Source organism: Embleya sp. NPDC020630 (assembly GCF_044334985.1).
In the GTDB taxonomy this organism is placed as follows: Bacteria; Actinomycetota; Actinomycetes; order Streptomycetales; family Streptomycetaceae; genus Embleya.
This window is the reverse complement of the sequence record NZ_JBIRUB010000035.1, coordinates 1-22,071: the sequence shown is the minus strand read 5'-3', so window position 1 is coordinate 22,071 and position 22,071 is coordinate 1. Positions and strand designations below refer to the sequence as shown.

The window sequence follows — 22,071 nt, the reverse complement described above, 5'->3', positions numbered from 1 at the left end:
TCCGCTCGTCGCAGCGACAAGCCGGCACCGGCACCGGCCCCGGCGGAGGATCACAACAGAACCGCCCTCAACCTAAAGCCCCGTCCCCCGAATCCCGACCCCACCTTCCGGCCCCCCGACCCCTGCCCACCCGACCCGAACCCCTCACACCCTCCCGACGCCACCCTTGCCCGCCGGTCACGGTCGCGGAATGCCGGCCAGGCCCCGGATGAAGACGTCGAGGCCGAATTCGATCCTGGCCTCGCGGTCCCCGCTGATCAGGTGCGGCATGAGCGCGACCAGGGTCGGGAAACGCTCCGGCGGTAGCGCGGCGATGACCTCGCCCAGATACGCCTGCGCCATCGCCATCGGATTGTCGCCCTCCTCGGCGCGCGACAGGTACAGCGCCGCCTCGAAGACGTCGGCCGATATGTAGAGCTGAAGCACGTCCAGCACCCACGCGCTCGCCTGCTCCGGCACGCCGCCGCCGCGCATCACGGCCAGCAGCCCCTCGCTGATCCGCAGGGCGTTGGGCCCCGACGGGATCGCGGCCAGCGCCGCGCGGCCCAGGTCGTTGTGCGAGGCCAGCACGCGGCGGAAGTCCATTACGACGTGCTTGAGTTGCTCCTGCCAGCGGGCGGGGTCCGGGGCCGGGATCCGCACTTCGCCGAGCACGTGGTCCAGGACCAGTTCGAGCAACTCCTCCTTGCCCGACACGTGGACGTACAACGACGCCGGCCCGGTCTGCAATCGGTCCGCGACCCGGCGCATGCTCACCGCCTCCAGCCCGCCGGCGTCGAGCACGGCCAGCGCCGCCGCCACGATCGTGTCCCGGCTCAGCGGCGGTCGCACCGGCCCGGCACGACGCCGCCGCCACGGGGGCGCGGGCAGGTCCGGTACGTCCGCGCCGGCGGATTCCGGTTGCCGGCCGCCGTTGGCGGGAGGCTCGGTCCGCGACGTTTTCGCCATGTGATGCCCGTCCTGCGTCGATCGAGGGTTGCGATCAGCGTAGTTCACCCGAACACTGGCAGACGAAGGAACGTCGTTCGTTGCAACGAACGTCATTCGTAAAGGAGTTGCCATGAAGACGGACATCACCCATACGGGAGCAACCCGATGACCTACGACATCGCGATCGGCGTCGCGGTCCGCGAGGACGACCGCGACGCCGCGGCCGACCTGCTCGCCGAGCACTACGCCCTCGGCACGCTGGACAAGGAGACCCTGGAGGCCCGACTGAACCACGTGCTCACCGCCGCCACGACCACCCAACTGTCCGCGGCGACGGCCGGCTTGCCCGCGCTGCGACAAACCCCCACGCCGCCGTTCCGGACCACCCGACGGCGCGGCGGACGCCCGGGCCGCAACGACTCCCGACACCCGTCCCGGTCGTCCCACCACGTCCCCGGTCGGCATCGAGGCAGCCGCACATACGCCCTGGCCGCGCTACTGGTCGTCGTACTGTGCCTGACCGTCGACGACCCCACGGCCCGAATCCTCGTCGCGATCCTCGCGGCAACGGCCCTCACCCGAAAGCTCCACCACCACCGGCGGGCCTGACCACCGACGGCGGTCGTGACGTCCAGTCGGACCACACGCCCGTATCCCGAATGTATGGCGTCACGGGTTCTGCCGGCCGGCGTGGTTGGGCGGGGCCGTTTCGGCGGTGTCGGGGGCGTCAGTCGGTTGGGGCGATGTCGGGGGTGGGGCGGTCGCCTGTCGTTACGGCGGACTTGCCGCCGATGGCCGACATGCAGGCGGGGCACAGGAGGTCGGAGAGGGCGTCGTCGACCGCCGCGGTGGCGTGGTCCGGCAGGCCGACCCCGCATGCGGCGGTGCGGAAGTGTGCGACGGCGTGCCACCAGCGGGTGTCCTTGCTTTCCACTGCTCGCAGGATGTGCATGACAACCTCCTGGGTGTCGGATCATCGGCCGTCGTCCATGCAACTACCGCCGCCCGCCGGCCGCACCCGCACGGTGGCGGCGAGCCCGGTCGCAGAGCCGGGCCAGGCGGGACAGCGCCCGGAACCGGCGCACATTCACCGGTGTCGGCCGAACGAGTGCGGCGAGGCCGGATATGCGGGCCGCCGTCGGCGTGCTCGGGTGCTTCCGTGCCGCTCCGCATTGCGCCGGGGCGGTCGCGTGGCGACGCGGTCGATTCGCGACGGTTTCCCGGCGGCCCCGGCTTGTTTACGCTGCCGCCCGGCCGTAGGAATTCAGCCGTCGGGGCGGAACGATCTTCTCGGGAATTCCGGCGCCGCGAGACAAGCGAAAAGGGGCGGGGCGTGGCCGAACTCGATAAATCGAGTCGAGGCCCGCCCCGCCCCGCGTTTCGGCGGCGGTCTACGGTCTACGGTTTACCAGCGATACCAGCGCCCCCGCCTGCCGCCGGCGCCCGCCGAGCGGAAGACGAAGCCGAGAGCCCAGACGACCAGGACGATCACGGCTATCCACCACAGGGCCTTCAGTGCGAAACCTGCGCCGAAAAGGATCAGCGCGAGAAGCAGGACTACCAAAAGGGGAATCATTGTTTTTACCTCCGACCCACGTATGCCCCGCTCCCCGAAACGCATTCCCAGGAATTCCCTTGTTTCGCCCGCCGATTCCCGGAAAGACTCCGCCGATACCCACGTGCGCCCGGCGGCCGGCCCCGGGTCGGTCAGTTGGCCGGGCCGGATTCCGGGGTGGTGCCTTCGGCGAGGATCAGGGACAGAAGGCCGGGGAAACGTCGGTCGATGTCCTCGCGGCGCAGTTGTGCCTTGCGGCTGTTGCCGCGGTCGACCTGTCGGATCAGGCCGGCCTCGCGCAGGATCCGGAAGTGGTGGGTGAGGGTGGATTTGCCGACGGGCAGCTGGAAGGACGTGCAGGTGCGTTCGGTGGCGTCCGGGTCGTGCACGAGGACCTTGACGATCCGCAGCCGCATGGGGTCGTCGAGAGCGGCCAGCACCTGGGCGAGGGTGACGTCGTCGGTCTCGGGGTGGAACAGCTCTCCCGGCATGGCCCTCGTCTCCTCGTGCTGTTCGTTGTGCGGCGCCGCGGCGCGTTGCTCATGGTAAGGGCTGGATCGTACCTCTCTACCGTGCCGTAGCGGCGAGGGCGGAGCAGCCGGCCCCGAGGACGCCGCGCCTCTACCGCCGGGCGGCGCGGCGTTCGCGTTGGGGGACCACCGTGTACTTCGGGTCCTCCGCCGAGGCCATGCCGGCGGCGAACACGCCGAAGCGGGTGCAGACCGAACCCGCGAGCAGGGCGGTGCCGGCGACGGCGGCGGTGACGCGGCGGGTGGTGGGCGCGCCGCGAATCACCCCGGACAGGGCGGCGCCCACGGCGCCGGTGACGGTGAGGGCTTCGGCGGCGCGGGTCAGCCGGCCGGCCCTGCCGGTGCGGTAGGTCTCGGCGACGATGCCCATGCGGGCGCGCATGCGGCGGGCGGCGAGCAGGTCGAGGAGCGCGCCGCCGATCGCGGTGCGGCGGGCGGGACCGGCCTGGTGGGGCGAGACCGTGAGCAGGGCCAGGCCGGATGCCGCGCCGGCGGCCGAACCGGCGAAGAGGAAGGGAAGTTCGCGATGGCCCTCGTGCCAGGCCGGTACGGCCGTGTCGGCGAACAGGACCGCGGTGTAGGTGGCCACGGCCGGGCCGAGCAGGGCGGCGCACGCCGTCGCGGCCCGCCCGATTGCGGGCAATCGGCCGCTCACGTCGGTGGCCGCCGCGACGCCCGCGGCCGGTCCGTACGCCGCCAGCAACCACGAGCCCATGTTCATCGGCGAGGTCGGCTTGAACACGCGCAGCATGTTGACGAAGCGCTCCGGCCGACCCAGGTCGTGTACGAGCGCGACGATGGACAGCGAAATCCCGCCCAGCGCGGCCACCTTGCCGGTCCGTGCGAGTGCCGGCCGCCCGGTTGCCTCCGCCCCCGCCGCGAGCAGCGAGGACGCGCCCGCCAGGCCGCCCAGGAACACGTAGCCGGCGATGTCGGTCGCCGCCCACACCGGAGCCTTGATGATCGGCCGCCCGTAATACGACGTGGTCTCGACCTTCGGCACCATCCGCGCCTCGCCGCGCGTCATCGCCGTCCTCCCCGCGACCCGAAGGCGAGCGCGACCCCGGCCACCAGCGTGAGCGCCGCCGCACCCGCGTGCCGCCACATCGACGGCAGATCACGCGTGGTGACCACCGGATCGGGCGGCAGGCCGTAGACCTCGGGCTCGTCAAGCAGCAGGAAGAAAGCCCCGTCGCCGCCCACGCCGTCCTCGGGATCGTGCCCGTACAACCGGGCCTCCGGAACACCGTCGGCATGCAGATCCCGTACCCGCGTCTCGGCCGCCGCGCGCAACTCGTCCAGCGGGCCGAAGCGGATCGACTCGGTCGGACACGCCTTCGCACACGCCGGCTCCGCCCCCACGCCCAGCCGGTCGTAGCACATCGTGCACTTGAACACCCGCCCGTCCTCGGGCCGTTGGTCGATCACCCCGTACGGGCAGGCGGGCACGCAGTAGCCGCAACCGTTGCAGATGTCCTGCTGCACCACGACCGTGCCGAACTCGGTGCGGAACAGCGCGCCGGTCGGGCAGACGTCCAGGCACGCGGCGTGCGTACAGTGCTTGCACACGTCGGAGGACATCAACCAGCGCATCGAATCACCCGAGCCCGAGCCCGAGCCCGAGCCCGAGTCCGCGCCCACACCCCCGTCCGCCCCGATCGCCCCCGTCGCCACCGGTCGTTCCTGCTCGATGAACGCGACGTGGCGCCACCTGTTCGCGCCCAGCCCCTCGCTGTTGTCGTAGGACATTCCGGTGAGCGCGAGACCGTCCTGCGGTACGGCGTTCCACTCCTTGCACGCCACCTCGCACGCCTTGCACCCGATGCACACCGACGTGTCGGTGAAGAAGCCCATTCGTGGCGGGTGTTCGTCCCCCCACCCGGCCTCGCCCGCCGGGTCGCCCGGTCCGCGTCCGATCCCGCCGATGAACTGGGCCATGTCAGACCTCCGTCCCGGTCTGCTCGGTGATCCCGGCCCGATGCCGGTAGTCGGCGACGAACCGCAACAACTCCGGCCCGCGCGGGCGTCGACCCGGTCGGATGTCCGCGCTCATCGCCTTGACCTCCTGGATGTGCACGTTGGGATCGAGCGTGATCGACGCCAGTTCGTTGGCCGCGTCGCCGCGACTCATCCCGTTGGGACCCCAGTGGAACGGCAGCCCGATCTGGTGCAGCGTGCGCCCGTCCACGGTCAGCGGACGCATGCGGCGCGTGACCATCACCCGGGCCTCGATGGCGGTGCGCGCGGTCACGATCGTCGCCCACCCCATGTGGTCGAGTCCGCGTTCGGCCGCCAGTTCGGGGGAGACCTCGCAGAAGAACTCCGGTTGCAGTTCGGCCAGATACGGGACCCAGCGGCTCATTCCGCCGGCGGTGAAGTGCTCGGTGAGCCGGTAGGTGGTCACCACGTACGGGAACACCTCGCTGCCCGGCTCGTCCCCGCTGGGATGCGAGCGGTTGTGCCGCCGGCTGAACACCTGGCGGACCGGGTTGCGCGAGTGCTCCGGGTGCAGCGGATTGGTGAACGGCGAGTCCTGCGGCTCGTAGTGCGTGGGCAGCGGGCCGTCCACCAACCCGCCCGGCGCGTAGAGCCAGCCCTTGCCGTCCGACTGCATGATGAACGGATCGTTTCCCGCCAACGCCTCGACGCCGTGCGCCCCTTCGGGCGGGCGATAGTCGGGGGCCCTGTCCGGCGGGAAGTCCGGGACGTCGGGCCCGGTCCACCTCCCCGCGTCCGCGTCCCACCGCAGCAGCGCCTTGCGCTCGCTCCACGGCCGGCCCTCCGGATCGGCGGAGGCGCGGTTGTACAGGATGCGCCGATTCGCCGGCCACGCCCAGGCCCACTCGGCCGCGAGCCAGTCCTGCTCGGTGTGCGGCCGGCGCCGCGCGGCCTGGTTGACGCCGTCGGCGTAGACGCCGCAGTAGATCCAGCACCCGCACGAGGTGGACCCGTCGTCGGCCAACTCGGTGTAGGCCGAAAGGTGTTCGCCATTCGGTCCGAAACCGTTGATCTCCGCGAGCACGGCCTCCGCGCTCGGGTCGTCGTAGCGTCCCTCGGTCGGGTAGTCCCAGGTCAGATCCAGCACCGCGCGGTCCATCGGGTCGGTGGAGCCCGCGAGTTGGGCCCGGATCAGCCGGCCCAGGTGATACATGAACCACAGGTCGCTGCGCGCGTCGCCGCGCGGCTCGACCGCCTGGTGGTGCCACTGCAACCAGCGGTTGGTGTTGGTGAACGAGCCGGACTTCTCCGTGTGTGCCGCGGCCGGGAAGAAGAACACCTCGGTGCCGATCTCCTCGGTGCGCAGCTCGCCCGTCTCGATCTCCGGGCCGTCCTTCCACCACGTGGCCGACTCGATCAGCGAGAAATCGCGTACCACGAGCCAGTCCAACTCGGCCATGCCCAACCGCTGCATGCGCGCGTTCGCCGAACCGACCGCCGGGTTCTCGCCCATCAGGAAGAAGCCCTTGCAGAGCCCGTCCAGTTGCGCCGTCACCGTGTCGTAGGTGCTGTGCGATCCGGTCAGGCGCGGCAGATGCCCGAAGCAGAAGTCGTTGTCGGCGGTCGCCGCGTCGCCGTAATACGCCTTGAGCAGGCTCACCGTGTACTTGCGCATGTCGGCCCAGTAACCCTTGTCGGCCACCATGGTCGCGATGTAAGTGTCCAGATCCTCGTCGGCGTGCGCGTGCGGCATCGGCAGGTAGCCGGGCAGCAGATCGAACAGGGTCGGGATGTCACTGGATCCCTGGATGCTCGCATGCCCGCGCAGGGCCTGGATGCCGCCGCCGGGCCGACCCACATTGCCCAGCAGGAGCTGCAGGATCGACGCGGTGCGGATGTACTGCGCGCCCACCGAGTGCTGCGTCCACCCCACCGCGTAGACGAAGGCCGACGTGCGCTCCCGACCCGAGTTCTCGGTCAGCGCACGACACACCGTCGCGAACGCCTCCCGCGACACGCCGCAGGTGCGTTCGACGAACTCCGGCGTGTAGCGGGCGAAATGGCGCTTCAAGATCTGGTACACGCAGCGCGGATGGGTCAGCGTCTCGTCGCGCGGCGCGTCCGCGTGCATCTGCGCGCCGCCCGAACCGTGCGACTCGCCGCGACCCGCCTCCGCGACCGACTCCCGTTCCCCGCCCACCCGTTCGTCGTGGCGCGCGTCGCGGTCGCCCACGGCCGGCTCGACCGAACCGCCCTCATAGGCCCACGACTTCTGGTCGTAGTGCCGATGCTCGGTGTCCAGGCCGGAGAACACGCCGCCCAGGTCCTCGGTGTCCCGGAAGTCCTCGCTCACCAGCGTCGCGGCGTTGGTGTACGCGAGCACGAACTCCCGGAAGTCCTTGCCCTCGGTGAGCACATGATTGATCACGCCGCCCAGGAACGCGATGTCGGAGCCCGCGCGGATCGGTACGTGCAGGTCGGCGAGCGCACTGGTGCGGGTGAACCGGGGATCGATGTGGATCACCGTCGCGCCGCGCTTCTTGGCCTCCATCACCCACTGGAAACCCACCGGATGAGCCTCGGCGTAGTTCGAGCCCTGGATCACGATGCAGTCGGAGTGCTGGAGGTCCTGCATGAACATCGTCGCGCCGCCGCGACCGAACGTGGTCCCCAGACCCGCGACCGTCGAGCTGTGACAGACCCGGGCCTGGTTCTCCACCTGCACCATGCCCAGACCCGTGAACAGCTTCTTGATCAGGTAGTTCTCCTCGTTGTCCAGCGTCGCCCCGCCCAGACTGGCGATGCCGAGCGTGCGGGCGACGCGCACGTCGTCCTGCTCCCACTGCCAGGTCTCGCGCCGGGTGCGCACGACCCGTTCGGCGACCATGCGCATCGCGGTGTCCAGGTCGAGTTCGCCCCACTCGCTCGCGTACGGCGCCCGGTACAGGACCCGGTCGCGGCGGGCCGAACCCGTGGTCAGCTGAAGCGTGGCCGAACCCTTGGGACACAACCGGCCACGGCTGATCGGGGAGTCCGGGTCGCCCTCGACCTGGACCACCCGTTCGTCCTTGACGTAGACCTGCTGCCCGCAGCCCACCGCGCAGTACGGGCACACCGAACGCACCACCCGATCGGCGTCGGCGATCCGCGGCCGCAGCTCGGCGGTCGCGGCCGAACGCGCCGCCGCGCCGCGGCCGAGCCGATCGGCTCCGACGACTTGGCGCCGCACCGGCCAGTCGCGCCACCACGCACGTGGGTCCACGTCAGCTCCTCGCCGGGTCCGGGCCATCGACGCGAGGCGACTACCCGGGGTGACGGCAGGCATGCGCCGCGGTTGGGCCGAATGGGGCCGGGTCGGGGGAGCGCGGCGTCAGCCGGCGCCGGGGAGGCGTACGCGGAGTTCGTCCCCGTCCACCCGCGTCTCGAAGACCGGCTGCGGGGCCGTCGCGGGACCGTGCACGACCTCTCCGGTGCGCAACTCGAACACGCTGTCGTGCCAGGGGCAGGTCACCCGACCGTCACGGACCTCGCCCTCGGACAGGGGACCGGACAGATGCGCGCAACGATCGGCCAGGACGTCGACCCGATCCCTGCCTCGTACCACCAACACCGGCGTCTCGCCGACGAATCGGCGCACCGGCGTGCCGAGCGGCAACGCGGACAACAGGCCGATCGGGTGCCACCGCGACCCGTCGCCCACCACGTGGGGCACCTGTTCCGCGTGGTTGACGCCGGTGGCCTGCCGGTAGGCCAGATGCCCGCCGAGCAGGCCGCCGGCGCCCACGGCGGTCAGCCCGGCCAGGGCCAACAGGCGCCCGCGGATCGGCCGTTTGCGCAGGCGTGCCCACAGGGACGCGGCGTAGAGCCCGACGGCGGCCGAGTTGGCGGTGGCGTGGACCAGGCCGACGCGCTGCTGCTGCTCGTGGGTCTGCGCCCAGTCGATTGCCCCGGCCGCGGCGGCGGGCAGCGCGGCGCCCAGACCGACGGTGATCAGGACGCCCGACGCGGGGCCGGTGCCCGGTACGAAGTCCAGCACCGAGGCGGAGAGCCAGGCGCCGATGGGCACCTGTACCAGCAGCGGGTGTACGGGGTGTCCGATGGGGACCCCGTGTGCGATGTCCCGAATCCTGCCCTCGGGCACCCGCCCGACGAGGCCGCGCAGCAGGGAGGCGGGCCGATCGAGGCCCCGGGCCTGCTCCAGTCGGGTGGTGATCGCCGTTGACATTCTCATGTCCGGCCGCTGCCCCCGGATCGCCACACCATGTCCGGCAGGCGGATGAACGGCGGGCGGGGCGAGGACGGGTACGCCCATCGACGACCCGATCCTCGCGCCCGCCGCACTGCCGTCGTTGTGCGTGCGCCGCCCGGCTCAGGCCGTGATGACCTTGTGGTCGGCGCCGCCGCCGATCGAAATCTTGCGCGGCTTGGCGCGCTCGGCGATCGGGATCCTCAGCGTCAGCACGCCGCTTTCGTAGTCGGCGCGGATGCGCTCGGTGTCGAGCGTGTCGGCGAGGACGATCTGCCGGGAGAAGACGCCGACGGGTCGCTCCGAGAGCTCCATCTGTACGTCCCTGCCCTTGTCGCCGTCGTTGCTCCTGGCGATCGGCTCACGCCGGGCCTTGACGGTGAGCATGTTGCGTTCGACGTCGATGTCGATCGCCTCGGGGGTGACACCGGGCAGATCGAAGACGACCACGTACTCCTCGCCGTCACGGTAGGCGTCCATGGCCATCGCCGTCGGCCGGGAAGGGGTCCCGGGCACGAGAAGCTGCTGCGCGAGCCGGTCGAGCTCGCGGAAGGGGTCGGTACGCATCAACATCGCGAAAACACCTCCGAAAGTTTCGGTCGGAAGCGCCCTGACGGGCTGCCTGAAACTGTTGTAGCATGTCGTCGAAGCGATGACAAATGAAGACGTCATCCAAAGAGTGACGGGTGATCGGGTCGTCGGATAGATGACCATGTGGAGGTCATCCGAGTGATGACGAACCGAGAGGAGTCCGATGGATACGACCGACCCTCGGCACGAACCGACCGCTCCCCCCGCCGATGTTGCCCACCGGGTGGGGCCGGCCTCCTTTTTCGCCGCCGCTGCGGCCCTGGAGGTCATCGACGAGGCCGTCCGCGGCGCGCAGGAGCACCGGGGCAAGCAGTCCGGGGCGGACGCGGATCCCCGTCGGGCGCTGGCCTCGCTCCTGCTGCTGCGCGAGATTCGCGAACGACTCGCCGGGTGGGAGACCGGACTGATCGAAACGGCCCGGGACGCCGGGGCCAGCTGGGCCGACCTGGCCGGGCCGCTGGGCGTGGCCAGCAGACAGGCGGCCGAGCGCCGCTATCTGCGCCTGCGTCCGGGGCCGGTCGGCAGCACCGGCGAGCAACGGGTCACCGCCACCCGCGAACGCCGGGCCGCCGACCGCGCCGCCACCGCCCGCGCCCGCGACAATGCCGCCGACCTGCGTCGCCTCGCGGGGCAGATCACCGCGCTCACCGACCTGCCGCCCGGCTCCCGCGCCCTGGTGGCCAGGCTCGATCGGGCGCTCGGGGCGGACGACCCCGCCGCGCTCCTTGACCCCCTCGGCGCGGCCCGCCCGCACCTGGCCGCCGCCCACCCGGATCTGGCCACCCGGATCGACGCCCTCGTGGATCCGGCGGGCGAGGGTCCGGCCGGGGCCTGACCGGGGTGGCTCAGGCGAAATCGGCGACGTGGTCGGCCGCCCAGCGGCCGTAGGTGCGGGGGGGGCGCCGCCCGTCAGGCGGGACAGGGTGGAGGTGATCTCGGGTCGGGTGTCGACGGTCGCCTCCATCAGGTCGAAGAGGGCGTGCACGAAGTCGGCGTCCATGAACGTGGCCATCCGCTCGCGCACCGACGCGGCGTCGGCCTCCTCGAAGACGAGCCGTCGACCGAGCGCCTCCCCGAGCAGCCGCACCTGGTCGGCCTGGGTCAGTGCCTCGGGGCCGGTCAATAGGTAGGCGGCCCGCGTGTCCCTCGTCGGTGGGTCCTCGTCCCGCTCGACAACGACGGTAGGACGCCATGAGGAACAGTACGTTCCGCATGGCCGCCGCCCGTCACTCGCGGGCCGGCCGGACCCGCGGGGATGAAGCGCGCGCCGATGGGGCAGCGGATCGTCCCCGCGTCGGCCGGATCCCGCAGCGCGCCGACCGAGTCGGCGAAACGGGGCGACCGGGTCCGGCTTGTGCAACCGGTAGAGACCGATGGCCTCCGCGCCGGGCCTGACGGCCGACGTCTCGGCGGACGCGCGCAACCGGCGCGGGTCGCCGTCGATCGTCCACGAGCCGTCGCCCGGAGGCCCGGTCGGGCGTTACGGCCGGTCGGGGACGCCGAGCGCGAGCAGCGCGGTGTCGTCGTCCAGACCTTCGCCGAAGCTCTCCAACAGCCCGGTGATCGCGGCGATCATCGTCTGCGCCGTCGCCGGGGCGTGCTCGGCGGCGAAGGTGAGCAGGGCGTCCTCGCCGAGCAGGTTCTCGCGCGTGGCGCCGGTGCGGGCCTCGGTCAGGCCGTCCGTATAGAGCACGAGCGTGTCCCCCGGCGCGAGGGTGGTGTGGGCGGAGCCGAAGGCGGCGTCGGGGAAAGCACCGACGAGGAGCCCGCCGGGCGTGGGCAGGAAGTCGGCGCGACCGTCGGCCCGCACCACAAGGGCGGGGGGATGACCCCCCGAGGCCAGGTGTACGCCGGCCCGGCCGCCATCGGCATCGGGCTCGATGACCCCGAAGACGACGGTGCAGTAGCGGGGGTCGATGTCGGCGGCGTATCGCTCGTGCAGCACGGAGTTCAGTGTGGCCAGCACCGCGGTCGGCTCGGGAGTGTGCAGCGCCGCCGCCCGCAGGGTGTAGCGGGTCAGCGAGGTGACGGACGCCGCCTGTGGGCCCTTGCCGCACACGTCGCCCATGAAGAATGCCCACCGGCCCCCGCCCAGAGGGAACAGATCGTAGAAGTCGCCGCCCAAAAGGTCGGGCGAGGCGGTGAGGTAGTGACCGGCCGCCTCCAGGCCCGGCACGGCGGGCAGCGACGAGGGCACGAGGGACTGCTGGAGTACGGCGAGTGCGTCCGCCAACCGTTCCCGGTCCGCCTCGGCCTGCCGGCGGGCCTGTTCCGCCTCCAGTCGCGCGCGCTGCGCCTCGGCGCGAGCCTGCTCGGCGTCCCGGCGTCGGCGCAGCAGTTCCTGCTCGTACGCGCGCCGGTCGGAGGCGTCGAAGACGGTGGTGCGGATCAGCAGCGGCTCACCACCACTGCCGTGCTTGACCACCGAGGAGACCAGCACCGGCAGGCGACGCCCGTCGGTCCCCTTCAACTCCAAGGCGACGCCGCGGAGTTCGCCCTGCATGCGCAGCAGCGGCGCGAAATGCGTTTCGTGGTAGAGCTTCCCGCCCACGGTGAGCAGATCGGGGAAACGCAGCCGGCCGACCACCTTGTCGCGGTCCATGCCGAGCCAGTCCAGCAGGGTGGCGTTGATCTTGGCGACGGTGCCGTCCATCAGCGTCGACAGATAGCCGCACGGCGCCGCCTCGTACAACTCCTCGGCACTGTCCTCGAGCAGCGCGGTGAACGCCGCGTCGGTGTCCCCGCCCTGCGCGGGATCCGGTTCGTCGCCGGAGCGGCACATCACCGGTGGGCTGCCAGAAAGCCGAGTATCGCCTCGGCGGTAGCCTCCGGCGCGCTCAACTGCGGGCAGTGCCCGGTGGCATCGAGCGTGACGAGGCGCGAGGAGGGGATCGCGGCGTGCACGTACGCCCCGACCTCCCGGGGCGCGATCACGTCCTGCGAGCACTCGAGGACGAGGGTCGGCACCGTGACGTCGGGCAGGTCCGCGCGGCTGTCGGACAGGAATGTGGTGTGGGCGAAGACCGCGGCGATGTCGGGGTCGGTGGCACAGAAGCTGTTGGTCAGCTCCTGCCCCAGTTCCGGCCGCTCCGGGTTGCCCATGATCACCGGAGCCATCGTGGACGACCAGCCCAGGTAGTTCGACTCCAGCGAGGCGAGCAGCTCGTCGATGTCCTCGGCGGTGAAGCCGCCCCGATAGTCTCCGTCGTCGATGTAGCGGGGTGAGGGGGCGACCATCACCAATGCCCCGATGCGCTTCGGCGCCATCCGTGCGGCGAGTATGCCCACCATGGCGCTCACCGAATGCCCGACGAACACCACGTCCTCGACATCCAGCTCGTCGCAGATCTCCACCACGTCTCGGGCGTAGCCCGCGAGCGAGGAGTAGCGTTCCCGGCTGAAGGCCGACAGGTCCGAACCTCCCGAGCCGACGTAGTCGAACAACACCACCCGATACCGCTCCGCCAACGCCGGTACGACCAGCCGCCACATGTTCTGATCACAGCCGAACCCGTGTGCGAGAAGCAGTATCGGCCCGTCGGGGGGCCCGACGGCCGTCACGTTGTTCCTGCTGCGAACATCCATACGGTCCAGTGTCTCACCGGCACACGGGCCCCCGGTCGCACGCCTCGCCAAAGGGCCCGTGTCACCGTGTGTGCCGGTGCCCTCGCGGCGCGGTCGGGGCCGCGGTGGGGGTCAAAGGACCTCCCGCAGGCGCGCGGTGAACCCGGCGGGGTCGGCGACGAAGCCGGTGTGGTCGCCGGGGAAGAGCACGGGTTCGCTGCCGAGGGCGCCGGCAAGGGCTCGGGAGGCGCGGTCGCAGAGTTGTCCGGCGGAGGCCTCGCCGATGCCGACGATGATGCGCGTGGCCACCGTACGCAGTGCCGCGAGGTCCGGGCGCCAGTGCGTGGTGGGCCGCAACTCGTGGGCGAACCAGCGGAGTTCGTCGGCCTCCTCGCGCGGGGTGCGTTCCGCGCCGAACATCGTCTCGACCACGCCGTCGGGCAGCACGATGCCTGCCTGGGCCAGGAACCCGGTCCAGGCGCCGGTGACGTCGCCGCGCAGGCGGGTGGCGATGATGTCGTCGGTGCCGGCGTGGAGGTGCTCGCGGTCGTCGAGGAGCTCGACGAGCGGGGGTTCGTGGGCGACGACGGTGTGCACACAGTCGGGGTGGGCGCCGGCCAGGGCCAGGGCGGTGACGGCTCCGCCGCTGGAGCCCAGGACGGCGGCCGGGCCGAGGTCGAGCCGGCCGATGAGCCGGGCCAGGTCGGCGGCACGCAGTTCCGGGGTGGAGTCCTGGTCGGGATCCTCGAGGGGGCTGCGGTTGATGCCCCTGGGGTCGGTGGTGAGCACGGTGTGGTCGGCGGCGAGCAGGTCGGCCAGTGGCGCGAAGGCGGCGGCGTCCATCGGGGCGCCGACGAGCGCGATCAGCGGGCCGCTGCCGCGTACCTCGTAGTGCAGGCGCGCGCCGGGGACGTCGAGGGTGCCGGTGGTGACGGAAACGTTCGTGGTCATGGGTCCTCCTCGGACGGGGAGGCGGTCGTTCCGCCTCCTCACCATGACGACGAACGGGAACCGGCCCGATCGACAGGGGCGTCGAGAATTCCTGTGCCGCGCGGTCTTCAGGCGGGGTGGCCCGGGTGCAGGTCGCGCACGGCGGAGAACATCAGTGGGACATGGTCCTCACGCGGAGGGCCGGCGTCGTCGGTGCCGGCGTCGGGTTCGATGGGGGCGAGCACGAATCCGGTGTGGTCGCCGAGCCGATCCAGACGGTGCAGGACCGTGCCGACGATGCGTACCGGGCAGTCGGTCAACAGCGGCACCCCGGCCGGACCGGGTTCCCAGGCGCAGTGGGCGAACTTGTCGACGTGGTCCCCGGTGCGCTCCCCGAACAGCGCGGCCAGCGCGTGCCGGCGCTCTCCCAGTGCGTGGACGGCCAGTACCGGCGAGGCGAGCGCGATCCGATGCGTGTGGTTGACGGCGGACACGCACACCAGGAATCGCACCGGCTCCATGCCGCACTGCGACGCGAACCCCACCAGGCATCCGGATCGTTCGCCGGTGACGGGATGGACCGCCGTCACGACGAACATGGGGTAGTCCAGCGTGTCCGCGAATCGTTCGAACAACACCGGGGTTCTCCCTAGGGACGGCGGGCCAGCAGGTGGGTGTCGAGGAAGCCTCGTTCGGTGGCGGGGTCGTGGAGGAGCTGGGCGAACGGGACGAGTCCGGCCTCGGTCAGCAGCTCGGCGAGGCGGTCCGCCGGCCAGCTGTAGGCGGGCGCCACCTTGTGGTCGAAGCGGATCGGCTCCGGCCCGTCGGTCCCGAAGCACGAGACCAGGAGCAGGCCGCCCGGTGCCAGGGCCCGTACCTGCTCGGCGAGCAGCGCGGGCAGTTCGTCGGGCGGGGTGTGGATCATCGAGTAGTGGGCCAGTATCCCGCCGAGCGCGGCGTCCTCGACCGGCAGCGCCTCCATCCGCGCCTCGTCGAAGCGCAGCGTCGGATGCGCCCGCCGGGCGTGTTCGACCATGGCCGGGGAGAGGTCGAGCCCGAAGGCGTCCAGCCCCAGTTCGTGCAGCATGGCCGTCAGATGTCCCGGCCCGCACCCGACGTCGGCCACCCGTGGGTTGCCCGTCCCGCGCACCAACTCGGCGAAGGTGCCGATCATGTTCCGCGAGAACGGATGTGTCTCCAACCGATCGGCGAACAGCGACGCGTACAACTCGACGACGCCGTCATAGGCCACCCTGGTCTCGTCCCGGTGCTCCGTCACGGAAAGGCAAGCTAGCATCACGCGCGCCGCTCCGGGCGAGAGCACACGGCGAGGCGGAAGGCTGCCCGACGGTATCGTCCGGTTTTCCGTCGCTCTCGCCGGGCACCGGCCCTGCCATGGTGAAAATCGGCTACACGATGATGACCGAGCAGGCCGGTCCCAAGGATCTGGTCGAGCACGTGGTGCATGCCGAGCGGGTCGGATTCGACTTCTCGGTGACGTCGGACCACTACTTTCCGTGGCTCGACGTCCAGGGGCACGCGCCGCATGCGTGGACCGTGCTGGGCGCCGCGGCGCGGGCCACCTCGACGATTCCGTTGATGACGTACGTGACCTGTCCGACCATGCGCTACCACCCGGCGATCGTGGCGCAGCAGGCGGCCACGCTCCAGCTGTTGTCGGACGGGCGGTTCCGGCTCGGGTTGGGCTCCGGCGAAAACCTCAACGAGCATGTGGTGGGCGGCGGTTGGCCCGCCGTGGACGTGCGGCAGGAGATGTTGGCCGAGGCCGTGGAGATCATCCGCGCGTTGTTCGCGGGCGGCTACGTCGATCACCACGGCACACACTACGACGTGGAGTCCGCGAAGTTGTGGGACCTGCCCGAGTGGCCGCCGCCGATCGGGATCGCGGTTTCCGGCGAGCAGAGTTGTGCGCTCGCCGGTCGGTCGGCCGACCTGGTCATCGCGACCGAGCCGGACGCGGAGCTACTGGCCGGGTTCGACCGGCACGGCGGTGCGGGCAAGCCGCGGGTGGGGCAGGTTCCGGTGTGCTGGGACCCCGATCGGGACGCGGCGATCCGGCGCGCGCACGAGCAGTTCCGCTGGTTCGGCGGGGGTTGGAAGGTCAACTCGGAACTGCCGGGTACGGCGGGCTTCGCGGGCGCGACGCGGTTCGTGCGGCCGGAGGACGTGGCCGAGGCGATCCCGTGCGGGGACGACGTGGACACGTTCGTCGAGGCGGTGCGCCCCTACGTCGAGGCCGGGTTCACCGAGGTCGCCCTCATCCAGGTCGGCGGCGATACGCAGCACGAGTTCCTGGACTGGGCCCGCGACAGGCTGCTCCCGGCACTGCGCGAACTGTGAACCGCGCTTGGGTGCTTTCGGCCCGGAGTGGAATCGCCATCGGGGGGAAGCAGTCGATCGCGACGCCGACGTCCGGTGTCGCGTGACCATCCGCCCGGTGACTCGAGACGCCCGGAGAGCGCGCCCCCCGCGTCCCCCGGGCGACTCGTTCGGGCGGGGTCGCGAACCCAGAGGGCGAGGAGCTTCCCGGTGATCACTCTCGGCGTCGAGGAGGAATACCTCCTCGTCGATCACGACAGCGGTCTGCCCGTCCCGCGTTCGCCGGCGGTGCGCGCGGCGGCGGGATTGCAGGCCGCGCTGGACGACGACGAGGTGCAGCCGGAGCTGCTCCAGGTACAGGTCGAGGTCGCCACGCCCGTGTGTGAGACGCTCGACGAGATCGGCGGCCACCTGCTGCGCCTGCGCCACGCGGTGGCCGAGGCCGCGGAGCAGTGCGGATGCCGGCTCGCCGCGGTCGGCACCGCGCCCTTCGCGCCGGACGGGCCGATACCCGTCACCGACAAGGAGCGCTACCGGTCCCTGCACGTCGACGCGGCGCGCCTGGTGGACGAGGCGTTGATGAGCGGGATGCACGTACATGTGGCCATACCCGATCGTGGGGCGGGCGTCGCCGTGCTCAACCGGATCCGCCCCTGGTTGTCGGTGCTGCTCGCGATGTCGGCGAACTCCCCGCTGTGGCACGGGGACGACACCGGATTCGCCAGTTGGCGCACGCTGGTCTTCGGGCGCTGGCCGGTCACCGGTATGCCGCCCCGGTTTCGGGACGCGAACGACTACGATCGGCGGCTGGACGGGCTCACCCGTGCCGGAGCACTGGCCGATCGGGGCCGGGTGTACTGGTCGGCGCGGCTGTCGGAGCGGTTCCCGACCGTCGAGGTGCGGGCCATGGACGTGCAGTTGCGCGCCGACGACGCGGTGCTGCTCGCGGGGCTCGTGCGCGCGCTGGTGGCCACGGCGCTGCGCGAGCACGCGGACGGCCGCCCGGAACTCGCTCTCGCGCCCGAACTCCTGGACGCGGCCGTCTGGCAGGCGGCCCGCCACGGCCTGTCCGGCACCCTGATCGCCCCCGAAGACGGCCGCCCGCGACCGGCCACCGAGGTCGTCGCCGCGCTGCTCGCGCACGTGGGACCGGAATTGGATCGGGCGGGCGACACCCGGCGGGTGAACTCCCTGGCCGGGCGGCTCCTGCGCGAGGGCACCGGCGCCGAACTGCAGCGCCGAGCGCTTGCGGCGGCAGGGCGTCCGGGCCTGACGCGCATGATCACCGCACATACGGCCGGCCTGTCCCTGGACGAGACGCACGCGTGAGACCCACGGCCCGCTGCCGCGGCAGCGGGCCGTGGCCGGTCACGGTCGGACGGGCAGGGCGAGCGGGGAGAACAGGTGTGCCATGTTCGTGATGGCCAGGATGCGCCGGAGCCGGTCGCCGGGCGCGAGGGCGAGTTCGACCCGCACGTCGGCGGCCTTGGTCCGCGCGTGCAACAGGACGTGGAGCGCGGTGCTGTCGCAGAAGGTCACCCCTCGCATGTCCACGTCGACGCGGCATGCCCCGTGATCCAGCGCGGTGTCGAGGGCGGAGCGCAGCAGCGGCGCGGTGTCGATGTCGATTTCCCCGCTGACGCGCAGCAGCACACGATCGCCGTGCGGCATGACCCGTACGCGCAGGTGTGTGGCCGTTTCCCGATGGCGACGGCCGGGGCGACGCGCCGTCGCGGCGGAAGCCGGGCGACGGCTGCGGGGTCGGCGTGAAGACATGGATGTTCCCTCACACGTCTGACAGGTGGGAACCGGTCGCAAGCGCGAAACGGGGGCGATGGGGACCGAGCCGGGTCGATCCTTCGCGTCAAGGATCCGACGCGAGCCAACATGCGTCAAGTTATTCAGGAACTCTATTTCAGGTATCGTGTTGCCGGAATGAATGACCTTACGATGGGCCTCATGAGTGATGCGGACGCGTCCCGACCGTCGTGGACGTTTTTCACCAGCCATGCCCGTGTGCTCTCGGTGATCGCCCGGGATCCCGAGGCGAGGGTGCGCGACATCGCGGCCGTGTGCCTGCTGACCGAGCGCGCCGTCCAGGGCATCCTGGCGGACCTGGAGGCCGGCGGGTATCTGACCCGGCAGCGCAACGGACGGCGTAATACGTACCGGGTCGTGCCCGGAACGGAGGTGCGGCATCCGGCGGACCGGGGCCGGGCCGTCGCCGACGCGCTCGACCTGCCGGTGGAGTCATTCCCTGGCGGGTCCGGCACATCGGCCCCTTCCGGCGGCTCCGGCGCGCCCGGCTCCGGGGTGCCCGGGGATCGTGACTCGCCCGGCGACCACGGCGGGTACGTCGACCGTGAAGCGCCGGGGCGCGCGGACGAGGGGCCCTTCGAGCACGAGGCGCATTGACGATCGCCGGCGGGCACGACTCGGCGTCCGCCGTCGCCGTAACGCCTGAAACGCGCGGCTGCGGGCATGCGCATGGTTCGAACGATTCGGACCCCGAACATGTGCTGCCGAAGGGACTGCGTGAGATGAGCGATCCGCTTGCCCTACCGTTCGTCGTCGAGGCCGAGGACGGCGAACTCGACCCCAACCAGGCGCCCATGGGCGCGACGGTACGAGTACCGGGGTACGCCGGGATGGCCGCCGGCGACGTCGTCACGGTGCGCTGGGAGAGTTGCGACGGGGCCGTGTTCGAGGAGTCCGCCCCCGTCCCCGGCAAGGGTGTCGGACACCCGGTGGTCTTCCGGATCCCCGCCTGCGAGCTGCTGCCCCACATCGGCTCCCGGATTCGGTTGAGCTACGACGTCGACGGCGCCGCCTCCGCACCGCGGCGCACCTCCGACGTCGTGCTCCTGCGCGTCGACCTCCGGGAACGGTTGTTCCCCACCGCTTGATGCTCATGATCTCGGCCTGGTTCGGCGGGGCTCGCGCCGCCGGGTGGAGCCCGGCGGGGGTTTGGAGACACGCGCTACGATCCGCCGGGAAGGGCGGTGGGACTTTCGTGGCGATGGTCTATGCGGACGGGGTGCTCCGAGTCGAGCGGCTCGGGCCGCCCTCGGTGGTGCGGTTGGCGGGGGAGGTCGACGCGGACAACTGTGTGCACGTACGTTCCGCGTTGGACGCCCAGCGGGCCGGTTACGCGGGGGATGTGTGTGTGGACGCGGCGTTCCTGGAGTTCATCGACGTGGCGGGGGTGCGGGCCTTGGTGGAGACGGCGGGGCGCATGCCTTCGGGCCTGTCGGTGGTCGTACGCTCGGCTTCGGCGCAATTGTGCGACCTGGTGACCCTCGCGGGCTGGGACGGGGCGCCCGGGCTGGTGCTGGAGAAGGCGGTGCGGCGATGACCGTTCGCGTACCGGATGTGTTCCGTCACGATGCCCTTCTCTATGCCGGTCTCGACGACTTCGTCGACCGCACGGCCACGTTCGTCCGCGCGGGCCTCGAAGCGGACGAGGCCGTCGCCGTCGCGGTGATCGAGCCCCGCGCCGGCGCGCTGCGCAAGGAATTGGCCGCCGACGCCGAGCACGTCACCTGGATCGACATGGAACGTGTGGGCCGCAACCCCGCGCGGATCATCCCCGCCTGGCGCCAATGGACCCACGACCAGGGCACCCGGGCGTTCCGCGGGATCGGCGAACCCATCTGGGCGGGCCGCTCCGAGGACGAACTCGTCGAATGCCGCCACCACGAATCCCTGCTCAACCTCGCGTTCGACGGCGTGCCGTGGCAACTCCTGTGTCCCTACGACGTCACCACCCTCGCTCCCTCGGTCATCGACGCCGTCCGGCACTCCCACCCCCGCGTCCTCGACGCCGGCGCCGAACACCGGCACGCCCACCCCGGTCCGGCCCACTACGCCGCGACACTGACCGGACCGCCGCTTCCGGACGCTCCGGAGCACGCCGAACACCTCGCCTTCGCCGCCGGGGAACTCGCGCGCGTGCGCGCCTTCGTCCGCGGTCGGCTGGGCGAGGCTCCTCGGGCGTATGTCGGACACGCCCTGTTGGTCGTCACCGAGATCGCCGGCAACAGCATCATCCACGGCGGCGGACACGGCGAGGTCAGCCTGTGGGACGAGGGCACGACACTGGTGTGCGAGATCCGCGACGCGGGCAGGGTCGACGACCCGCTGGCCGGACGGCACATCCCGCACCCGGACGTCGAGGGCGGACGCGGCCTGTGGATCGCCAACCAGCTCTGCGACCTGGTCCAGATCCGTTCCACCGAATCCGGCACGACCGTGCGGCTGCGCCTGAACCACGACCGGTAGCGGGTGCGCCGCGGCGTGGGTGTGACCACCGACTCACTCGAATGGGTGTACTGGTCAACGATCCGGGTAGGGGGCTCGTGCCGATTCGACGACCCCAAGGAGCCGAGATGACCTTGTCCACGGTGAGCGTGTCGACCTCCGCCGACTCCGGGAGCGCCGCGCCGGAGGGTGGGACGGTCGGCGGTCTCCCGCGGATCGAGGATCCGACGGCGGTGGGAGCGGTCGACGCGCGCGCGATGTCGAAGGTGTTGTTCGTGCGGCTGAAGGCGCTGGAGGAGGGCACGCACGAGTACCAATACGTGCGCAACACCCTGGTGGAGCTGAACCTGCCGCTGGTGCGGTACGTCGCCGGCCGGTTCCGCTCGCGTCCCGAGAGCACCGAGGAGATGGTCCAGACCGGGACGATCGGGCTGATCAAGGCCATCGACCGGTTCGATCCCGCGCGCGGGGTCGAGTTCCCCACGTTCGCGATCCCGACCATCTCCGGCGAGATCAAGCGCTTCTTCCGCGACACGTCGTGGTCGGTCCACGTGCCGCGCCGTCTCCAGGAACTGCGCCTGGAACTGGCTCGGGCCCGCGAGGCGTTCACGACCGAACACGATCGGGAGCCCACCTCCGCCGAACTCGCGGAGCGGCTGGGCGTGAGCGTGGAGGAGGTCGACGAGGGCCTGATCGCCTCCGCCGCCTACTCCACCGTGTCCCTCGACGCCCCCGCCCCCGACGACGAGGGGTCCGCGCCGGCACTGGCCGGCCGGGCGGCGTTCGTCGAGCCCGGCTATGCGATGACGGAGAACCTGGTCGCCCTCAAGCCGCTGATCGCCGCGCTCGGCCCGCGCGATCGAGAGATCCTGACCCTGCGCTTCGGCGAGGAGTTGACCCAGTCCGAGATCGGCGAGCGCCTCGGCATCTCCCAGATGCACGTCTCCCGGCTGATCAGCCGGACCGTCGCGACCCTGCGCACCCAGCTCCTGGCCGACTGAACCGCGGGGCGGTCGCCGGGGGGCGGGTACTTTCGCCGCCCACCCGGCGCTGCCCGGCGCGGCCCCGCCAAGGTCCGCCGGACAGGGCCCACTAGGGCCTGTTCTGAGTTCGGATCACGATCGGGTCATTCCGGCCTCGGCGTCCGGGGAAATGCGGTAGACCGGACGGCATGACCCGGGGTGATC

Annotated in this window: 24 protein-coding genes and 1 pseudogene; 9 read left to right on the top strand and 16 right to left on the bottom strand. The window is 71.4% G+C overall.

Annotated elements, in window-relative coordinates; translation table 11 throughout:
- Nucleotides 1-177 precede the first annotated feature (177 nt).
- Nucleotides 178-948: a TetR/AcrR family transcriptional regulator gene (locus ACH4XV_RS45885; protein WP_395800139.1), complete on the bottom strand. Its 771-nt coding sequence runs from the start codon at nucleotides 946-948 to the stop codon at nucleotides 178-180.
- A 147-nt stretch (nucleotides 949-1,095) separates the two neighbouring features.
- Here ACH4XV_RS45885 and ACH4XV_RS45880 point away from each other — a divergent pair, with 147 nt between their 5' ends.
- Nucleotides 1,096-1,539, top strand: a complete 444-nt coding sequence (locus ACH4XV_RS45880) for a DUF1707 domain-containing protein (protein ID WP_395800137.1) — start codon at nucleotides 1,096-1,098, stop codon at nucleotides 1,537-1,539.
- Nucleotides 1,540-1,657: 118 nt separating this feature from the next.
- Here the strand turns inward: ACH4XV_RS45880 and ACH4XV_RS45875 are convergent, their stop codons facing one another.
- From ACH4XV_RS45875 to ACH4XV_RS45840, 8 genes are all read right to left on the bottom strand, one after another.
- Complete coding sequence (locus ACH4XV_RS45875) at nucleotides 1,658-1,882, bottom strand: hypothetical protein (protein ID WP_395800135.1); 225 nt, start codon at nucleotides 1,880-1,882, stop codon at nucleotides 1,658-1,660.
- 453 nt (nucleotides 1,883-2,335) lie between these two features.
- A complete protein-coding gene (locus ACH4XV_RS45870) occupies nucleotides 2,336-2,506 on the bottom strand; it encodes a DUF5670 family protein (RefSeq protein WP_380002274.1) in 171 nt (56 codons plus the stop codon).
- Nucleotides 2,507-2,637: 131 nt separating this feature from the next.
- Nucleotides 2,638-2,976: an ArsR/SmtB family transcription factor gene (locus ACH4XV_RS45865; RefSeq protein ID WP_395800133.1), complete on the bottom strand. Its 339-nt coding sequence runs from the start codon at nucleotides 2,974-2,976 to the stop codon at nucleotides 2,638-2,640.
- Nucleotides 2,977-3,106: 130 nt separating this feature from the next.
- Nucleotides 3,107-4,042 (bottom strand): NrfD/PsrC family molybdoenzyme membrane anchor subunit, encoded by a 936-nt coding sequence (nrfD, locus tag ACH4XV_RS45860; protein WP_395800131.1) that lies wholly within the window; start codon nucleotides 4,040-4,042, stop codon nucleotides 3,107-3,109.
- Nucleotides 4,039-4,953, bottom strand: coding sequence for a 4Fe-4S dicluster domain-containing protein (locus tag ACH4XV_RS45855; RefSeq protein WP_395800129.1), 915 nt, complete (start codon nucleotides 4,951-4,953; stop codon nucleotides 4,039-4,041). The genes nrfD and ACH4XV_RS45855 overlap by 4 nt, the downstream gene beginning before the upstream one ends.
- Before the next feature lies 1 nt (nucleotide 4,954).
- On the bottom strand, nucleotides 4,955-8,215 hold the full coding sequence (gene fdh, locus ACH4XV_RS45850) for a formate dehydrogenase (RefSeq protein ID WP_395800127.1): 3,261 nt from the start codon (nucleotides 8,213-8,215) through the stop codon (nucleotides 4,955-4,957).
- A 108-nt stretch (nucleotides 8,216-8,323) separates the two neighbouring features.
- Nucleotides 8,324-9,184 carry a Rieske 2Fe-2S domain-containing protein gene (locus tag ACH4XV_RS45845; RefSeq protein WP_395800125.1) on the bottom strand — a complete coding sequence of 287 codons (861 nt, stop codon included), beginning with the start codon at nucleotides 9,182-9,184 and terminating at the stop codon, nucleotides 8,324-8,326.
- Nucleotides 9,185-9,322: 138 nt separating this feature from the next.
- Nucleotides 9,323-9,772 (bottom strand): Hsp20/alpha crystallin family protein, encoded by a 450-nt coding sequence (locus tag ACH4XV_RS45840; protein ID WP_395800149.1) that lies wholly within the window; start codon nucleotides 9,770-9,772, stop codon nucleotides 9,323-9,325.
- Nucleotides 9,773-9,953: 181 nt separating this feature from the next.
- Here ACH4XV_RS45840 and ACH4XV_RS45835 point away from each other — a divergent pair, with 181 nt between their 5' ends.
- Nucleotides 9,954-10,625, top strand: coding sequence for a type III effector protein (locus ACH4XV_RS45835; protein WP_395800123.1), 672 nt, complete (start codon nucleotides 9,954-9,956; stop codon nucleotides 10,623-10,625).
- A 443-nt stretch (nucleotides 10,626-11,068) separates the two neighbouring features.
- Here the strand turns inward: ACH4XV_RS45835 and ACH4XV_RS45830 are convergent.
- From ACH4XV_RS45830 to ACH4XV_RS45805, 6 genes and pseudogenes are all read right to left on the bottom strand, one after another.
- Nucleotides 11,069-11,261 (bottom strand): annotated as a pseudogene (locus ACH4XV_RS45830) (aldo/keto reductase); the annotation flags it as partial.
- A 9-nt stretch (nucleotides 11,262-11,270) separates the two neighbouring features.
- A complete protein-coding gene (locus tag ACH4XV_RS45825) occupies nucleotides 11,271-12,572 on the bottom strand; it encodes a PP2C family protein-serine/threonine phosphatase (RefSeq protein ID WP_395800121.1) in 1,302 nt (433 codons plus the stop codon).
- Complete coding sequence (locus ACH4XV_RS45820) at nucleotides 12,572-13,375, bottom strand: alpha/beta fold hydrolase (RefSeq protein WP_395800119.1); 804 nt, start codon at nucleotides 13,373-13,375, stop codon at nucleotides 12,572-12,574. Before ACH4XV_RS45820 ends, ACH4XV_RS45825 begins: the two co-directional genes overlap by 1 nt.
- 111 nt (nucleotides 13,376-13,486) lie before the next feature.
- Nucleotides 13,487-14,305, bottom strand: a complete 819-nt coding sequence (locus ACH4XV_RS45815) for an alpha/beta fold hydrolase (protein WP_395800117.1) — start codon at nucleotides 14,303-14,305, stop codon at nucleotides 13,487-13,489.
- 107 nt (nucleotides 14,306-14,412) lie between these two features.
- Complete coding sequence (locus ACH4XV_RS45810) at nucleotides 14,413-14,922, bottom strand: flavin reductase family protein (protein ID WP_395800115.1); 510 nt, start codon at nucleotides 14,920-14,922, stop codon at nucleotides 14,413-14,415.
- Nucleotides 14,923-14,933: 11 nt separating this feature from the next.
- Nucleotides 14,934-15,563 (bottom strand): class I SAM-dependent methyltransferase, encoded by a 630-nt coding sequence (locus ACH4XV_RS45805; protein WP_395800113.1) that lies wholly within the window; start codon nucleotides 15,561-15,563, stop codon nucleotides 14,934-14,936.
- Nucleotides 15,564-15,679: 116 nt separating this feature from the next.
- On the opposite strand from ACH4XV_RS45805, the gene ACH4XV_RS45800 reads away from it, so the two are divergent.
- Together ACH4XV_RS45800 and ACH4XV_RS45795 are read left to right on the top strand one after the other, a co-directional pair.
- Nucleotides 15,680-16,645, top strand: a complete 966-nt coding sequence (locus tag ACH4XV_RS45800; protein ID WP_395800111.1) for an LLM class F420-dependent oxidoreductase — start codon at nucleotides 15,680-15,682, stop codon at nucleotides 16,643-16,645.
- A 189-nt stretch (nucleotides 16,646-16,834) separates the two neighbouring features.
- Complete coding sequence (locus tag ACH4XV_RS45795; protein WP_395800109.1) at nucleotides 16,835-17,953, top strand: glutamate--cysteine ligase; 1,119 nt, start codon at nucleotides 16,835-16,837, stop codon at nucleotides 17,951-17,953.
- 39 nt (nucleotides 17,954-17,992) lie between these two features.
- Here ACH4XV_RS45795 and ACH4XV_RS45790 read toward each other — a convergent pair whose 3' ends face one another.
- Nucleotides 17,993-18,400 (bottom strand): STAS domain-containing protein, encoded by a 408-nt coding sequence (locus ACH4XV_RS45790; RefSeq protein WP_395800107.1) that lies wholly within the window; start codon nucleotides 18,398-18,400, stop codon nucleotides 17,993-17,995.
- Between the two features lie 183 nt (nucleotides 18,401-18,583).
- On the opposite strand from ACH4XV_RS45790, the gene ACH4XV_RS45785 reads away from it, so the two are divergent.
- The 5 genes from ACH4XV_RS45785 to ACH4XV_RS45765 all read left to right on the top strand — a co-directional run bounded on the left by ACH4XV_RS45785 (nucleotide 18,584) and on the right by ACH4XV_RS45765 (nucleotide 21,885).
- A complete protein-coding gene (locus tag ACH4XV_RS45785; protein ID WP_395800105.1) occupies nucleotides 18,584-19,039 on the top strand; it encodes a MarR family transcriptional regulator in 456 nt (151 codons plus the stop codon).
- 125 nt (nucleotides 19,040-19,164) lie between these two features.
- Nucleotides 19,165-19,530, top strand: a complete 366-nt coding sequence (locus ACH4XV_RS45780) for a hypothetical protein (RefSeq protein ID WP_395800103.1) — start codon at nucleotides 19,165-19,167, stop codon at nucleotides 19,528-19,530.
- 113 nt (nucleotides 19,531-19,643) lie between these two features.
- Nucleotides 19,644-19,979 (top strand): STAS domain-containing protein, encoded by a 336-nt coding sequence (locus ACH4XV_RS45775; protein WP_395800147.1) that lies wholly within the window; start codon nucleotides 19,644-19,646, stop codon nucleotides 19,977-19,979.
- Complete coding sequence (locus tag ACH4XV_RS45770) at nucleotides 19,976-20,905, top strand: anti-sigma factor RsbA family regulatory protein (RefSeq protein ID WP_395800101.1); 930 nt, start codon at nucleotides 19,976-19,978, stop codon at nucleotides 20,903-20,905. Before ACH4XV_RS45775 ends, ACH4XV_RS45770 begins: the two co-directional genes overlap by 4 nt.
- A 107-nt stretch (nucleotides 20,906-21,012) precedes the next feature.
- A complete protein-coding gene (locus ACH4XV_RS45765; RefSeq protein WP_395800099.1) occupies nucleotides 21,013-21,885 on the top strand; it encodes an RNA polymerase sigma factor SigF in 873 nt (290 codons plus the stop codon).
- Nucleotides 21,886-22,071 lie beyond the last annotated feature (186 nt).

Coding starts and splice junctions, on each gene's coding strand:
- ACH4XV_RS45885 (WP_395800139.1), bottom strand. CDS start 948: ATGGCGAAAACGTCGCGGACCGAGCCTCCCGCCAACGGCGGCCGGCAA.
- ACH4XV_RS45880 (WP_395800137.1), top strand. CDS start 1,096: ATGACCTACGACATCGCGATCGGCGTCGCGGTCCGCGAGGACGACCGC.
- ACH4XV_RS45875 (WP_395800135.1), bottom strand. CDS start 1,882: ATGCACATCCTGCGAGCAGTGGAAAGCAAGGACACCCGCTGGTGGCAC.
- ACH4XV_RS45870 (WP_380002274.1), bottom strand. CDS start 2,506: ATGATTCCCCTTTTGGTAGTCCTGCTTCTCGCGCTGATCCTTTTCGGC.
- ACH4XV_RS45865 (WP_395800133.1), bottom strand. CDS start 2,976: ATGCCGGGAGAGCTGTTCCACCCCGAGACCGACGACGTCACCCTCGCC.
- nrfD (WP_395800131.1), bottom strand. CDS start 4,042: ATGACGCGCGGCGAGGCGCGGATGGTGCCGAAGGTCGAGACCACGTCG.
- ACH4XV_RS45855 (WP_395800129.1), bottom strand. CDS start 4,953: ATGGCCCAGTTCATCGGCGGGATCGGACGCGGACCGGGCGACCCGGCG.
- ACH4XV_RS45845 (WP_395800125.1), bottom strand. CDS start 9,184: ATGAGAATGTCAACGGCGATCACCACCCGACTGGAGCAGGCCCGGGGC.
- ACH4XV_RS45840 (WP_395800149.1), bottom strand. CDS start 9,772: ATGTTGATGCGTACCGACCCCTTCCGCGAGCTCGACCGGCTCGCGCAG.
- ACH4XV_RS45835 (WP_395800123.1), top strand. CDS start 9,954: ATGGATACGACCGACCCTCGGCACGAACCGACCGCTCCCCCCGCCGAT.
- ACH4XV_RS45825 (WP_395800121.1), bottom strand. CDS start 12,572: ATGTGCCGCTCCGGCGACGAACCGGATCCCGCGCAGGGCGGGGACACC.
- ACH4XV_RS45820 (WP_395800119.1), bottom strand. CDS start 13,375: ATGGATGTTCGCAGCAGGAACAACGTGACGGCCGTCGGGCCCCCCGAC.
- ACH4XV_RS45815 (WP_395800117.1), bottom strand. CDS start 14,305: ATGACCACGAACGTTTCCGTCACCACCGGCACCCTCGACGTCCCCGGC.
- ACH4XV_RS45800 (WP_395800111.1), top strand. CDS start 15,680: ATGGTGAAAATCGGCTACACGATGATGACCGAGCAGGCCGGTCCCAAG.
- ACH4XV_RS45790 (WP_395800107.1), bottom strand. CDS start 18,400: ATGTCTTCACGCCGACCCCGCAGCCGTCGCCCGGCTTCCGCCGCGACG.
- ACH4XV_RS45785 (WP_395800105.1), top strand. CDS start 18,584: ATGAGTGATGCGGACGCGTCCCGACCGTCGTGGACGTTTTTCACCAGC.
- ACH4XV_RS45780 (WP_395800103.1), top strand. CDS start 19,165: ATGAGCGATCCGCTTGCCCTACCGTTCGTCGTCGAGGCCGAGGACGGC.
- ACH4XV_RS45775 (WP_395800147.1), top strand. CDS start 19,644: ATGGTCTATGCGGACGGGGTGCTCCGAGTCGAGCGGCTCGGGCCGCCC.
- ACH4XV_RS45770 (WP_395800101.1), top strand. CDS start 19,976: ATGACCGTTCGCGTACCGGATGTGTTCCGTCACGATGCCCTTCTCTAT.
- ACH4XV_RS45765 (WP_395800099.1), top strand. CDS start 21,013: ATGACCTTGTCCACGGTGAGCGTGTCGACCTCCGCCGACTCCGGGAGC.